The 13,858-nt window shown below is 41.2% G+C and carries 10 protein-coding genes; 5 read left to right on the top strand and 5 right to left on the bottom strand.

Going from position 1 to position 13,858, the window contains the following annotated elements; genetic code table 11:
* Positions 1-33: 33 nt before the first annotated feature.
* The 3 genes from Q0993_RS16330 to Q0993_RS16340 form a co-directional block, all read right to left on the bottom strand.
* The gene (locus Q0993_RS16330; protein WP_299535041.1) at positions 34-2,487 is read right to left on the bottom strand and encodes a hypothetical protein; all 2,454 of its coding nucleotides are present in this window, start codon (positions 2,485-2,487) and stop codon (positions 34-36) included.
* A gap of 207 nt (positions 2,488-2,694) precedes the next feature.
* A complete protein-coding gene (locus tag Q0993_RS16335) occupies positions 2,695-4,956 on the bottom strand; it encodes a hypothetical protein (RefSeq protein ID WP_299535044.1) in 2,262 nt (753 codons plus the stop codon).
* Between the two features lie 127 nt (positions 4,957-5,083).
* A complete protein-coding gene (locus Q0993_RS16340; RefSeq protein WP_299535046.1) occupies positions 5,084-7,678 on the bottom strand; it encodes a BamA/TamA family outer membrane protein in 2,595 nt (864 codons plus the stop codon).
* Between the two features lie 24 nt (positions 7,679-7,702).
* Here Q0993_RS16340 and Q0993_RS16345 point away from each other — a divergent pair, with 24 nt between their 5' ends.
* Positions 7,703-8,428 carry an RNA methyltransferase gene (locus Q0993_RS16345; protein ID WP_299535048.1) on the top strand — a complete coding sequence of 242 codons (726 nt, stop codon included), beginning with the start codon at positions 7,703-7,705 and terminating at the stop codon, positions 8,426-8,428.
* A gap of 58 nt (positions 8,429-8,486) precedes the next feature.
* Here the strand turns inward: Q0993_RS16345 and Q0993_RS16350 are convergent, their stop codons facing one another.
* Both Q0993_RS16350 and ubiE read right to left on the bottom strand, forming a co-directional pair.
* A complete protein-coding gene (locus Q0993_RS16350; RefSeq protein WP_299535050.1) occupies positions 8,487-9,188 on the bottom strand; it encodes a porin family protein in 702 nt (233 codons plus the stop codon).
* A 4-nt stretch (positions 9,189-9,192) separates the two neighbouring features.
* Positions 9,193-9,921, bottom strand: a complete 729-nt coding sequence (ubiE, locus tag Q0993_RS16355; protein WP_299535053.1) for a bifunctional demethylmenaquinone methyltransferase/2-methoxy-6-polyprenyl-1,4-benzoquinol methylase UbiE — start codon at positions 9,919-9,921, stop codon at positions 9,193-9,195.
* Between the two features lie 253 nt (positions 9,922-10,174).
* Between ubiE and trkA the strand changes: the two genes are divergently transcribed.
* The 4 genes from trkA (at position 10,175) to Q0993_RS16375 (ending at position 13,857) form a co-directional block, all read left to right on the top strand.
* Positions 10,175-11,524, top strand: a complete 1,350-nt coding sequence (gene trkA / locus Q0993_RS16360; RefSeq protein WP_299535055.1) for a Trk system potassium transporter TrkA — start codon at positions 10,175-10,177, stop codon at positions 11,522-11,524.
* Positions 11,524-13,014, top strand: a complete 1,491-nt coding sequence (locus tag Q0993_RS16365) for a TrkH family potassium uptake protein (protein WP_299535057.1) — start codon at positions 11,524-11,526, stop codon at positions 13,012-13,014. The genes trkA and Q0993_RS16365 overlap by 1 nt, the downstream gene beginning before the upstream one ends.
* Positions 13,015-13,116: 102 nt before the next feature.
* A complete protein-coding gene (locus Q0993_RS16370; RefSeq protein ID WP_299535060.1) occupies positions 13,117-13,455 on the top strand; it encodes an AraC family transcriptional regulator in 339 nt (112 codons plus the stop codon).
* Between the two features lie 51 nt (positions 13,456-13,506).
* A complete protein-coding gene (locus Q0993_RS16375; RefSeq protein WP_299535063.1) occupies positions 13,507-13,857 on the top strand; it encodes a hypothetical protein in 351 nt (116 codons plus the stop codon).
* Position 13,858: the final 1 nt, after the last annotated feature.

A 13,858-nucleotide genomic window follows, 5' to 3' on the forward strand; every position in this document is an offset into this window, starting at 1 on the left:
CAAGGCCTAAAAAAGCAGTTTTGCAAAAATGAGCTAATCTTCTAGCATAGTTTTGGAAATCAAATGACCTTCGCTCGAAAAACCCTGTATTTCAAAAAGTAGACCATTGTCCGAATCCTTTCTTGCGATTTTAAAGCTGACCTCCCCATTCTTATTTGTTTTTAAACAAGGTTTCCAGTCGATTTCCAATAAATCCAGAGGTCTCGATTCCTCAAAGGTATACAGTGGGGTAAAGTACTTTTTAGCTCGGTCAAAACCATTTTTAACAACAAATTTGTCGTAAAGTGTATTTTTGTTTTGACCAAAGGCATCCGAAGTAAATACTTGAAAGATCATAGTGCTCACGCCGGTTGCAGGATTAAAGCCAAGATTATTGACCATTGTGTTTTCAACGTTTTCCATAGGCAATTGCCAGGTTGGTAACTCTTCTGGACGGATTGGCATACCATTAATGAATAGGTGAGCAACCTTGCGATATCCCCCGAGATAAGATTCTCCGTTTTCTTTTATTTTAATAGAAAAACCTTGATGTACCAGAAAATCCATTAAGTTGCTATTGGGATTATTCAATACTTTGGAAAGCGGTATATCATAGTACTTTCCAATATCACTGACCAAGGGTTCATACTTTTCAATGATTTTTCTTCTTTGCAGGTATTGTTCGCTGCGTCTCCTTTCGGTCACTATTACTTCATCCAAATCGATAGTTCCATCGACATTTTCAAAAGGAGCGTCATTGGTCCGACCGGCTAATCCATTTTGTGCTTTTTTGTCAGAGTCGTTGGCCTTGTAGCTTTCCCGGGCGGTAATTGAAAGGCTATGCTTTTTCTTACTAGAAGTTGTATCATATTCAATTTTTGAGGGTTTGATGATTTTGCCTGCCCCATCTTGGTACGCTACCCTTACGGTATCACCCTTGAATACGTTCAAGTTTTGAAAAACAAATTTAGATTGGCCTTTTAATGCCACTTTATCGGTAATAAGAAGGTCGTTGGGTATTAATACAAGATTGTTATACTCTGCTTCTTTTTGAAGCGTCCCCTTTAATTCAAAACCCTTTTCAAATGTATACTTTTCGTCCGGGTTGATTTCTTCAACTAGTTCATCAAGAGTATACCCGGTCCAACCTTGGGTAAGCAAAAGAAGGTCCAAATGTTCTTTTCTTTTTTCATTTGCCGGGTCGAAGTAGTATGCAGGGTTTTCAATATAGCCCCTGACATAAGGACTTAGGAGAAAGGCACTCTTGATGGTATTTTTTATGTCTACGGCCTTCGATTTTTTCGAGAGTACAGAAACGCTTAAATCCATGTTTAGGTTTTTCTTCTTCCCTTTTGGAACGATACCATAGGTAACGGAGTCCGTATCGATTTTTGATTTTTCCAGATAAATAGAGGCTTTCTTTCGATCGGTCTCTATATAGAATTTACGTTCGGCGACGGGCTTGTCATCCGCAAAAAGCGTTGCGGTAATGACCCCATCCAAAAATATGTTCTTGTTGGTTTTTAGCAGTCCGGTGATTGAATCGAGCCTTGCCACCGAGACAAGCTGGAACAGTTGACGGTCTTGATGGTATAAAAGGGTATAGCTGGAATGCTGTTGATTGTAAAAAGTGGCCTCATTGGTTTTTAATCTTATTCTGAGGTATTCTTCGTCCGAATTGTCCACACTTAAAGACACGCCTTTCGCCAATGCAGTAGGCGCATCTTGTACCAGGAGAGTATCCCGAAGCTGTATTTGGGCCCTATAGCTTTCTCCTTTTGTATAGAAGAATTTACAGCTACTTAAGCCTTCATGTTGACTTTGAAAAGTGGTAATGGTATCTCCTTTATTATTGAAAATGGTTCCTTGAAATTCAACGCCTCTACCGTCTAACATTGCTTTAATGCCAAGAATATTTTCAACATCTTCAATGAGATTTCCACCTTCCGGAAGTAATTGCACATCATATTTTAGCTGCCTTTCTTGTACCAGTGCAGGAAGTTCTTGCCCTAGGATAGTAATTTTTTGGAGATAATGATGGTCTTCCCCAAAATTACGCATGTAATTGGTTCGGGCTTGAAGATAGTAAGTACCGGGAGCGATTGCGTCGTTTAATGCAATTTGTCCGTGACCCGTACCCGATAATATGGCAACAGTTCTATCGAATACTTGAGCGCCTTCGCCATCGAATAACTTAACCTCTAAAACCTGGGTTTGCAAGGAGGGTTGATTGAGACTATCACCGACATAAGCCTTAAACCAAATGATATCATCGGGAAAATAGGAAGTCTTATTGGTATGCACATACACCTTTTCCTTCAAACGAGGATTTACTTGCATGGTATGTAGTTGCTCTATCAAATAAGTCTGAGCGTTTATAAAAAGGCTGACAAATAGAAAACCAACGTGAATCAGAAACTTTGCACTGCTGGGCATTTTAGACATTTGCTGAACGATTCTTTCTATTAATATAATAACAAGGATAATATACACTAAATAGAATTTCATATTTATCGAAAATTCCTTCAAATTTGTATTTAATCATGAACAGCCTCGATTTTCCTTTTTGATTACATCTAATAGATCAACTTGAAATAACGAAGTACTATTTCCGTGTAAGAAAATATTACATTTGGTGTGAAGTAGAATCACGATTTTCAAACCAGATGTAGAAGACCCATAAAACCAAAAATTGTTAAGTATAATAGTTGAGACTTAATCTGTGAGTATCGTTTTAGAGATCAAATGACCTTCCTCTGAAAAGCCTTGTATTACAAAATGTAAACCATTCTCCGAATCTCTTCTTGCGATTTTAAAGCTAGCCTCACCTTTACTATTCGTTATTACATTGGGTTTCCAATCGATTTCCAATAAATCCAGAGGTCTTGATTCCTCAAAGGTATACATCGGAGTATAATACTTTTTGGCTCGGTCAAAACCATTTTTAACAACGAATTTATCAAAAAGTTCATTTTTTCGCTCTTTGGTAAACACTTGAAAAATACTAACTCCAAAACCGATATTTGAGACCATGACATTTGCAATGTCCTTCATTTGCAAAGGTATGCTGGGCAATTCTTCCGGTTCAACGGGCCTACCGTTTATAGATAAATAAGAGACCATCTCTCCTGGGCCTATCAAAAAAAATTGAACATTATTCACTGTAGAGGGTCGATATCCTTGACTAGATAAAAAATCTAATAAGCGCATATTATCAACATCCGTTGTATTAGAAATGGGTATATCGTAGTATTTGCCAATGTCACTGACCAATGGTTCATACTTTTCAATGGTTTTTCTTCTCTGTAGGTATTGTTCGCTACGTTTTCTTTCGGTCACTATTACCTCGTCCAAGTCGATGGTTCCATCCTCATTTTCAAAAGGGGTGTCATTAGTCCAATGGGTTACTCCATTTGGTGCTGTTTTACCCGAGTGGTGGGCTTTGTAGTTTTCATTGGCTGTAATTGAAAGTCGATATCTATTTTTACTGTAGGTCGTGGTATCATATTCGATTTTTAAGGGCCTACTGATTTTGCCCAGCCAATTTTGGTAGGCTACCCTTACCGTGTCACCTTTGAATACATCCAGGTCTTGAAAAACAAATGTGGATTTATCCTGTAATTTGGCCTTGTTCATAATGCGGAAGTCATCGGGAATTAGTACCAGTTTTTTCCTTTTGATATCTTCCCTAATTTTTCCTTTAAGCTCAAAGCCAGTTTCAAACGCGTATTTTTCGATGGGGTTGATCTCCTTGATTATTTCATCCAGAGTGTAACCCGTCCAGCCTTGCGTGAGTAACAAAAGGTCCAGGTGTTCCTTTCTTTTTTCATTTTCAATATCGAAATAATAGGCGGGATTTTCAATATAGCCCCTGACATAAGGACTTAGGAGAAAGGCACTTTTTATGGTGTTTTTTAGACTTACGGTCTTCGATTTTTTATGGAGTATTGAAATACTTAGATCGGCGCTTAAATCATTCTTCTTTCCCCTTGATAAAAGGCGATAGGTAACGGAGTCGGCATCGATTTTCGATTTTTCCAGAAAAATAGAGGCTTTTTTTCGATCGGTTTCAACATAAAATTTTCGCTGGGCTATGGGCCGGTCATCCGCAAAAAGGGTCAAGGTATGCACACCATCCAAAAAAATGTTCTTTTTGGTCTTGATCGATGAGGTGACCGAATCCAGTCGGGCAACGGAATAGAGCTGGAAGAGCTGTCGATTTTGATGATACAACAAGGTATAATTGGAATAGATTTGATTATAGAAAGTCGCTTCATTAACTTTCAAATAAACCTGCAGGAAATCTTCATCTGAATTATCTACACTTAACACCACACCTCTTTCGGATGCGGCAGGTACCGCTTGCTCCAGAACCGTATCCTTAACCTTTATTCTTGCCCTGTATGTCCCACCTTTTTTATAGACAAAGCTAAATCGTCCCATTCCTTCATGTTCACTTTGGAAGGTAGTTATCGTTTCTCCCTCACCATTGATAATACTCCCTTTAAAATCAATACTTTTACCGTTCAATAGGGCTTTTATACCCAGTGTGTTTTCAATGTCCTCGACAAGATTGCCGCTTTCGGGAAGTAATTGTATATCGTATTTGGGACCTTCATCCCTGGCCTTGTTCAATGGTTTTTCCCCAAGAACTGTAATTTCTTGCAAGTACTGGTATTCTTCCCCGAAATTGCGCATGTATTTTGTTCGGGCCTGAAGGTAATAGGTGCCGGGAGCAATGGCATCATTCAGTTCAAATTCACCCAAACCCGTCCCATCCGTTATTGAAACATTTCTAGCAAACATTTGGTCACCATTTTCATCAAATAGCCTTACTTCCAAAATTCTGGTTCTAACTGAAGGATAATTAATGGAATCACCAACATATGCTTTGAACCAAATGACATCATCAGGAAAATAGGAAGTCTTATTGGTATGTACATACACCTTTTCCTTCAACCGGGGATTTGTTTGCATGGCATGTAATTGCTCTATCAACGAAGATTGAGCAACTGAAAAGGTACACCAGAAAACTACTAGAAGACTAAGGGGGAATTTCACATCACGGGCGTTTTTGACTTAGGTCCAATACCCATATAAAATACTAAAAAGGATAGTTAATACCAATTTGAAGTACTGAATTGGCAAAGTTATAGTCCCTAAACCATCTTTTGGATGGCTCTTCGGCCGGATTATACGTTTTAAAGCCCAAGTCTACACGGAAAAGAAAATAGGTGAAATCATATCGGAGTCCAAATCCGGTTCCTAAGGCAATATCTCCCAGATCCTCCAAACCATCAAAAACGGCATCCGGGTCTTCCTGGTCATCAAAAACATTCCAAATATTGCCAGCGTCGGCGAATAGGGCCCCCTTGATATCGCCTACAATGGGAAACCGATACTCCAAATTGAACGCCAACTTAAAATTGGCCTCGTTAAAGTCGTTTATGGCATTCGTCTTTCCAGGCCCCAAGGAATAGGGGAACCAAGCGCGATTATCATTGGATCCCCCAGCAAAATAACTACGTACGAAGGGAATGTTCGTAGAGTTACCGTAAGGAACGGCAATGCCTATAAATGTATGGAATGCCAACACTTTGGAGCGGGATAAATCCCAATACTTTACATAATCGATATCAGACTTGATGTATTGGGAATAGGGAACGCTAAAGACCAAAAGGTCGCCATCGTCATTTTTGTTAAAAGGAATGAAACTGGCGAAGCCGGAAAGCAGATTGCCCGCACTTTCCAAAGTCCACCGAAATTGAAAAAAGTTATTATCGGTGAGTCCATTCCTGTTATTCTTATGGAAAGTGTAGTTACTGGCAAAGATGAGGTTGTTCTCCGTTAACCGTATTCTGCGTTCCTCAATACTGTTCACCTCTTGCAATTGTTCGTCGGTGGAGGGCACCTCATTGGACAATATCGCCTCGGTGAAACCTGTAGTCCCTTCGGGGATGATCAGTTGGGGATCGGTAGAGCCATCCGGTGTTTCGTAAAATTCAGCCAAGGCAGGGTCGTCTTCGAAATCATCAGCTACTTCATCCAGCCTATCATAGGAATTCCGATATACATTAAAAAAGCGATCAGTGTTTACATTACGGACAAATTGGATGTTTAAAAGTTCCACTGTATTTCTTCTAAAATCGGTCGGACTCCAATTGTAGCTCAAGATTGAGTTAAAGGTCTGTTTATCCAGGCCAATGTTCTGTTGAAAACTGGTACCCAGGGAAATTCGAGTCCTTGGTAAGGTATAACTGGGGATAATCTTTTTGGTATTCACAAAGGGAAACCAGATTCTGGGAAAATCCAGATTAAGATCTGCACCAAATTCCAGAATGTTAAAGAAACGGCTGTCCAATATGGTCGGATCACTTGAAGAGCCAATGTTGAGCCTTCCCGTAAGGCTTAAGTTCTCCGCGCCCTTAAAAAGGTTTCTGGCCTGTAAGGAAGGACTAAAGGCAAGGCCCACACGTTGAATATTGGAATGGGTCACATCAAAACCCATGCCCAGGGAATACTTGGGTCTTGCCGCCAAATACACATTGGTTGTGAGTTTTGTCCTTGTGCTGTCTTCCTCAAATGTAATGGTTGGATACTTAAATACGTTAAGATTGTTTATTTGCCGATAGGTTCGGGTTCTGTCCAAATCCCTATAAATACTATCTTTTTCAAAAAAAATGGCATCTGCCAAGGTCTCGGGCTTAAAGCGTAGTTTGTCATGATAAAAGATGGTATAATCGCCATACCGGGTAAATCGTTGCTCACTATCGCGTGCGCTGTAGAGATAGTCTGTATAGATATTGATCTTATCGAACCTATGGATCTTGTACTCGGAAGTGGTTAATGTGGTATCACTTCTTCTTTTCAGATTGTCAATATTGAGTTCCACGTCCATTCCCCGGTCTTCTCCCATCTTTGTAGTGTCACGAATAATGTTATAGCTTATGGAGCTTTCCTGAAAATCGTAAACACCGGAATTTCTAAAAATATTCGCCAGGCGCTCACGCTCGGCATTGAAATCCACAAGATCAAATTGTTTTCCCTGTTCAACGAAAGATTCCTCCGCATGTAGCGTATAGAGGGAGTCTATGGTATTGGAAGCGATGGAATGGGATAGGGAATCGACCCTATAGGGTTCTCCCAAGGAAATCCTATAGTTGATTTCCGCCCTTTTTTTTCTGGAAGTACTATCAATTTCAAATGTCGTATTGTTATTGAAATAACCCTTGCTTCCGTAATAAATGCTAAGCCGCTCCAAACTTTTTCTTGTGTTGGAAGTATCAATGGTTACAGGTGCCTCCCCGATTCTTTTTAACCAAACACTTAGTCCTTTTACCAAAAAGGACTCCCCCAATCTTTCTACCTGTTTTTCGGACAAAAAACTGTCCAATCTATCTTTTCGCCTGGGTTTTCGATAAAGCCAATCTTGATAGGAGGAATCCGGATTTTTTTTGGCAATATTGTACAGGTTCAATCGAAGGGGATATCCCAATATGCTGCTATTGGGTTTCTGGATAATGAGGCTCTCAATATCCTCATCGGTTACTTTTAGGCTGTCTGCGTAAATGGTATTTTTTACAAGAAGAAGCTCATCTTCACCGACTCTTTTAAGGGTATTGCAGGAAGTAATCGCGAAACCTATCAATAATAGGCTTATTTTAGCCCGGGTTCCGGTAGTGCCCAAATACATCCTCATAGAAGCCAAAAATACATTATTTGCATGGTTGTTAAAAACCAAATAAAACTTATCAAAAGTCTGCATCAAAAAAAGTACCGAAACTTACATGGACTTTTTTTTGTCGAAGGAATAAAGACGGTGAAGGAACTCATGGAGTCCGATTTTGAGGTTCATGGCATATATACTACGGACGGTTCCCTATTGGAAGGGGGGCGGGACTTCCAAATCCTGATTTCGGAGACAGAGCTGAAACAAATGAGTTCCTTAAAGAATCCCAATACCATACTCGGGGTCTTTTATAAACCAAAAGCCCAAGATATAGATTTTACGGATTGGGTCCTTGCCCTGGACCACGTATCCGACCCAGGAAATTTGGGTACTATTATTCGGCTTTGCGATTGGTTCGGAATCCGTCATTTGGTATGCTCCCTGGACACCGTGGATTGCTACAATCCTAAAGTGCTTCAGGCTAGTATGGGCTCCATTGCAAGGGTACATGTGGTGTATACGGAACTGGCGCAATTTTTAGAGGGATCCGAACGGCAAATCTTTGGTGCTTTCATGGATGGGCAAAGTGCCTATAGTACGGATTTACGTAGTTCGGGAATTTTGGTCATGGGCAATGAGGCCCGTGGGATTTCGGAAGAAATCAAAGCCATATGCCATAAAAAAATAGGTATTCCACAGTTTGGGGACCCTTCCACAGAAAGCCTAAATGTAGCGACCGCTACGGCTATTTTGTTAAACGAGCTGAGAAGGGGAAATTAAAGGCTTGATTTTAGGGTGGTGGTGATGTTACTTTTTGCCCTTGCCAATTCCCACCAAGCTACTCAAAGGTAAAGTTGATAAAAAATCCCCTTGTACGGAGTCCTTCTATGTTGCCTGTCCATGGACTATTGGGGTCGTTATCGGGAACCAATTCATCGCTTATGGCAAAAACCCCTCGAATGGAAGGGGTAAATTTAAAGTATTCCAAATAAAAATCTATTCCGAAGCCCAATTCATAATTATAAACCCATTTTTTCATCCGAAAGGTACCCGAACTATTGTCGTCCAATGCGGTTTCATTACTGCCAAGATTTAAGGAGGAAGAGACCCCCCCGATCAAAAAAGGCTTCCAATTGCCGAAACGTCGTGCACTTGCCTTTATCAAAAGGGGAAAATTGATATAAGTGGATTTTACTTCCCTTATGGCATCCCGTTCTTCCGTAAATCCCGGAAAACCTAAAGTTCTCGCATTGTACAGAAGACCTGGCTCAAACCGAAGGTCCAAAAACTCATTGATGCGCATTTCACCAATCAACCCTACGTTAAAACCTATGGACTTGCTGACCAGGATATCCGTATCCCCTGGATCATTCCTGTAGTTGAATTTAAAGTCGTACTGGTTAAACCCCAAAAAATACCCCCAGTTAAGCAAGGCCTTGTCCTCATTTTCCAGATTTAGGATGGGCTTTTCGTTAAATTGGGCGCTGGCATCGGTACCTACAAAAAGTAAACCAACGCATAGCAAAAAGATGTACTTCATACTTTTATTTTGTGGCAACATAAATAGAGGCGACACCAAATGTTTGAGGCTTGTTCGCTACATCTATAAACCCCGTTTTGCGCAAAATATTGTTGAAGTCGGTACCGTGGGGAAAAACCGATGCGGATTTGGATAAATAAGAGTAGGCGGATTTATCTTTTGAGAAGAGTTTGCCTATGGCGGGAAGCATGTATTTACAATAGAAATGGTACCCCTGTTTAAAGGGTGTTTTACTGGGAACAGAGGTCTCCAGAACCACAAAAGTGCCCGAAGGTCTTAGAACACGGTGTATCTCTGCCAAACCCTTCTCCAAAGTCTCAAAATTGCGCACGCCAAAGGCCACCGTTACCGCATCGAAGGAATTATCGGAAAAAGGAAGATCTTCACTGTCCCCAACCATCATTTCAACAGTGTTCCCTAGGTTTTTTGTGGTTACCTTTTTTTTGCCTATCTCCAACATGCCTTGGGAAATATCAAGACCTACAATTTTAGTGGCTCCCGTTTTGACCAGACTAATGGCCAAATCACCTGTCCCCGTGGCAATATCCAGAATTTGGACGGGATTTTTTTTCTGTAGGATCCTTACGACCCGTTTTCTCCATTTGATATCCAACCCAAAGGAGATTACTCTATTAAGGCCATCGTAGTTTTTGGAGATGGTATCGAACATTTGGGTTACCTGCTCCTTTTTTCCGGAACCCGAATCGGAATATGGCGTAATTTTTTTCTGCATTCCAGACAATTTTCGGCAAATATAGCGCATACGGTTCAGGTGGCGTTAGTTATGGCCGGCAATACAGGCAAATGGAGTTATTTTGAGTACTTGAAGCTTTATTTTGATCGGCGACATAATTAATTTGTGTAGTTTTGCACATCAGAATTGGCAAGCAAGTTGTACAGATATGTATTGGCACTCAAAGTGTTATTTCTTTCAATCAATTGGTTTTATGTTTTATTCTTGCCACTACAACAATGTATCCGATTAAATGAAAATCATAATTGCAGGAGCCGGTGAAGTAGGCTTTCATTTGGCAAAACTTCTTTCGTACGAATCCCAGGACATTACGCTCATAGATACCCACAAGGAAAGCCTGGTCTATGCGGATAACCACTTGGATATACGTGTTCTAAAGGGGGATGCTACCTCCATAACCGTTTTGCGCGATGCAAAAGTTGAAAATTCGGATTTGGTCATTGGGGTTACCTCCTCGGAGACTACCAATTTAACCCTTTGCATGTTGGCAAAGCAGTTGGGGAGTAAACGGACCATTGCCCGGATTTCCAATACCGAATTTATGGATAATAGGGAGGTCATTAGGTTTGCCGACTTGGGAATTGATGAGCTGATTTCTCCCGAAGAACTTGCAGCCGCGGAAATACAACTTTTGCTGAATAAATCGGCATTTAATGATACCTACGAATTTGAGGATGGCAAATTGATTATGATTGGGGTATCCCTTATCAAAACGGCACCTTTTGTTGGCAAAATGGTAAAGGAGGCCGCCAAGATTTTCCCCGAACTTCATTTCATGCCTATAGCCCTACAGCGTTTGGGCACGCAGTTTACCGTTATACCAAGGGGAGATACCGTATTTAAGGAAGGGGATCAAGTCTATTTCATAACCGTCAAGGAGGGGGTGGACGAGTTGTATAAGCTTACCGGAAAGAAAAAGGCGGACATTAAAAATGTGATGATTTTGGGTGGAAGTAAGGTAGGCTTCAAAGCGGCCCGCGACCTTTGTGCCAAAAAGTTCAATGTAAAGTTGATTGAAAAAAGTAAGGAGAAGGCTTTTGATTTGGCAGATGACTTGCCCAATGCGCTGGTCATCAATGGGGATGGTCGCAATGTGGAGCTATTGGAAGAGGAGAGCCTGGATTCCATGGATGCCTTTATCGCGGTAACCGGAAATTCTGAGACCAACATCATGTCTTGCCTGGTCGCCAAATCCAAACGTATTAAAAAGACCATCGCCTTAGTGGAGAATATGGACTATTTTCAACTTTCCCATTCCATTGGTATCGATACATTGATCAATAAAAAACTCTTGGCCGCAAATAATATCTTCCGGTATATTCGCAAGGGAGAGGTTGTGGCCTTGATGCGCCTTAACAACCTAAATGCGGAACTATTGGAATTTGTCGTAAAAGCGGACTCCAGGGTGACCGGCAGTGTTATCCGTGAACTGGATTTTCCAAAATCGGCCACAATAGGGGGTGTTGTTCGAAATGGAGAAGGTATTATTGCCTTAGGGGGATTTAAAATCCAAGAAGGCGACCGTGTTGTTGTATGTTGCTTACCTGATGTAATTCCTAGAATAGAAAGATTGTTCCTGTAATGACCCTTAATTCCAGAATTATTTTCCACTTGATGGGGCTGTTGTTGGTCTGCAACGGAGGATTTATGCTTTTGGCCGCTTTGGTAAGCGGTATTTACAATGATGGGATTACCTTGGAAATTACTACAGCGGCCATTTCCACAATGTTCGGTGGGGTATTTGCCATGTTCTACACCAGGGGGCATAAAAAGGAGGTAAAACGTAAGGAAGGTTATATCATTGTTACTTTTGGATGGATAGTGATGTCCATTTCCGGAATGTTGCCTTATATATTCTCTGGAGCCATCCCGGGAATAACAAATGCCTTCTTTGAGACCATATCCGGCTATACCACCACAGGGGCATCTATTTTGGAAGATATAGAGTCCTTGCCCAAGGGTATCCTTTTTTGGCGCAGTCTTACCCATTGGATCGGAGGAATGGGGATTATTGTCCTGGCGATAGCCATATTACCGCTTTTGGGAATCGGAGGGATGCAATTGTTCGCTGCAGAGGCTCCCGGGCCAAATGCCGATAAGTTGCACCCTAGAATTACGGATACGGCTAAACGACTATGGTTGATTTATTTTGGATATACCGCTGCGGAAACACTTTTGTTAAAGTTGGCCGGGATGTCCTTTTTCGATGCCATAAACCATGCCCTGGCGACCCTGTCCACGGGTGGTTTTTCAACCAAGAATGCAAGTCTTGCCCATTGGAACGATCAGCCTTTGATACAATATATCGTAATATTCTTTATGTTCCTGGCAGGTTCCAACTTTGTACTGAGCTATTTTGCCTTTAAGGGGAAAGTGCAACGGGTAATTAAGGATGAGGAGTTTAAGTTCTATACCGGGTTCATTTTCTGCTTCATGGTCGTAGCCGCTTTGGTGGTCTATTTTAAGGCGAATGTTCCTGTATCCGAGTATCACCCCATGGTTTTGGGTGAAGGCGAAAGTGCGTTTCGGCATGCTTTGTTCCAGGTTATAGCGGTAGTTACCACTACAGGTTTCGTTTCGGCCGATTTTACGGCTTGGACACCCTTCCTGACGATTTTCTTTTTTGGTTTGATGTTTTTGGGTGGATCGGCCGGTTCCACCGCAGGAGGAATTAAGGTAATGCGGCATCTGCTCATTATTAAAAATGGGTTGTTGGAATTTAAGCGGACCTTGCATATGAATGCCATAATCCCGGTGCGCTACAATAACAAGACCGTTAGTGAGCATATTGTGTACAACATCATAGCCTTTTTTGTGCTTTATATGTTATTGTTCGTTATTGGTGCTTTGGTATTGGGAGCGGTAGGACTGGATTTTGTCTCTGCTATTGGAGGGGCGGCTTCCTCTTTGGGAAATGTAGGACCGGCCCTAGGCAGCCTTAATCCGGTGAGTAATTTTAATAGCCTGCCCGATGCGGGCAAATGGTGGTGTGGCTTTTTAATGCTTGCGGGTCGACTGGAACTTTTTACCGTACTGATTTTATTGACCCCTTATTTTTGGAAAAGGATTTAACAGGGGCTTCTGTAATCATTCTTCTTTTCGCGATATGGTCATTCATTGAAATTCAGTATATTCTTTGCAGGCGAGGGTTGATTATTTTTGTCCGTGAAAAGTATGTATCCGAAAATTTATCTATATAAACGCATAAAGGACGCCAAAATCCTCATTGACCGCCACTTTTCCAACCCTATTAAACTTGACGATGTTTCTGAGAGTGTATACTTGTCAAAGTACCATTTTTTAAGGCTTTTTAAGGAAGCCTATGGCACTACGCCCCACCAATATTTGAAACGTAAACGTATTGAGAAGGCCAAGAAACTCCTTGGAAAAGGCTTACCGGTCAAAGAGGTATGCACTCAGGTAGGCTTCGAAAGTACACCCTCCTTTTCCAATCTTTTTAAACGGGAAACCTCGTTTACTCCCTCGGAATTTAAAAGACGCTATAGTAAATAGCAATTTTCGATATGTTTTTTCAATCAATAGCCCGCATTTTTGTACAAAAACATGAAGTTACTCTACAAAATCAACTTGATTCTACTTATCGCCTTAAGCCTTGCTACAGGGGTGTTCAAGATACTTCGGCAAGAAGCGGATATTGAGCTTTTTAAGGTATTGGGCATGACCGCCGCCCTCACGGCCGGATTGGGTATAGCGCAAGTAATGGGGGGAATATTGTTGGTTTTTTCAAAAACCAGGAAATATGGTGCCTTACTTATGATAGTTACCTTTTTACTGGCTACCATTGCGGTGTTCATGAACGGGATGATGGTCTTCGGAACCGTATCTTTACTCTTCATTCTTATGGCCCGTTGGGTATATTTCAGGGAAACCAGTGTAAATAAGCAAAAACAATAAT

Origin of the sequence: Ulvibacterium sp. (assembly GCF_028285715.1) — a bacterium.
GTDB lineage: Bacteria > Bacteroidota > Bacteroidia > Flavobacteriales > Flavobacteriaceae > Ulvibacterium.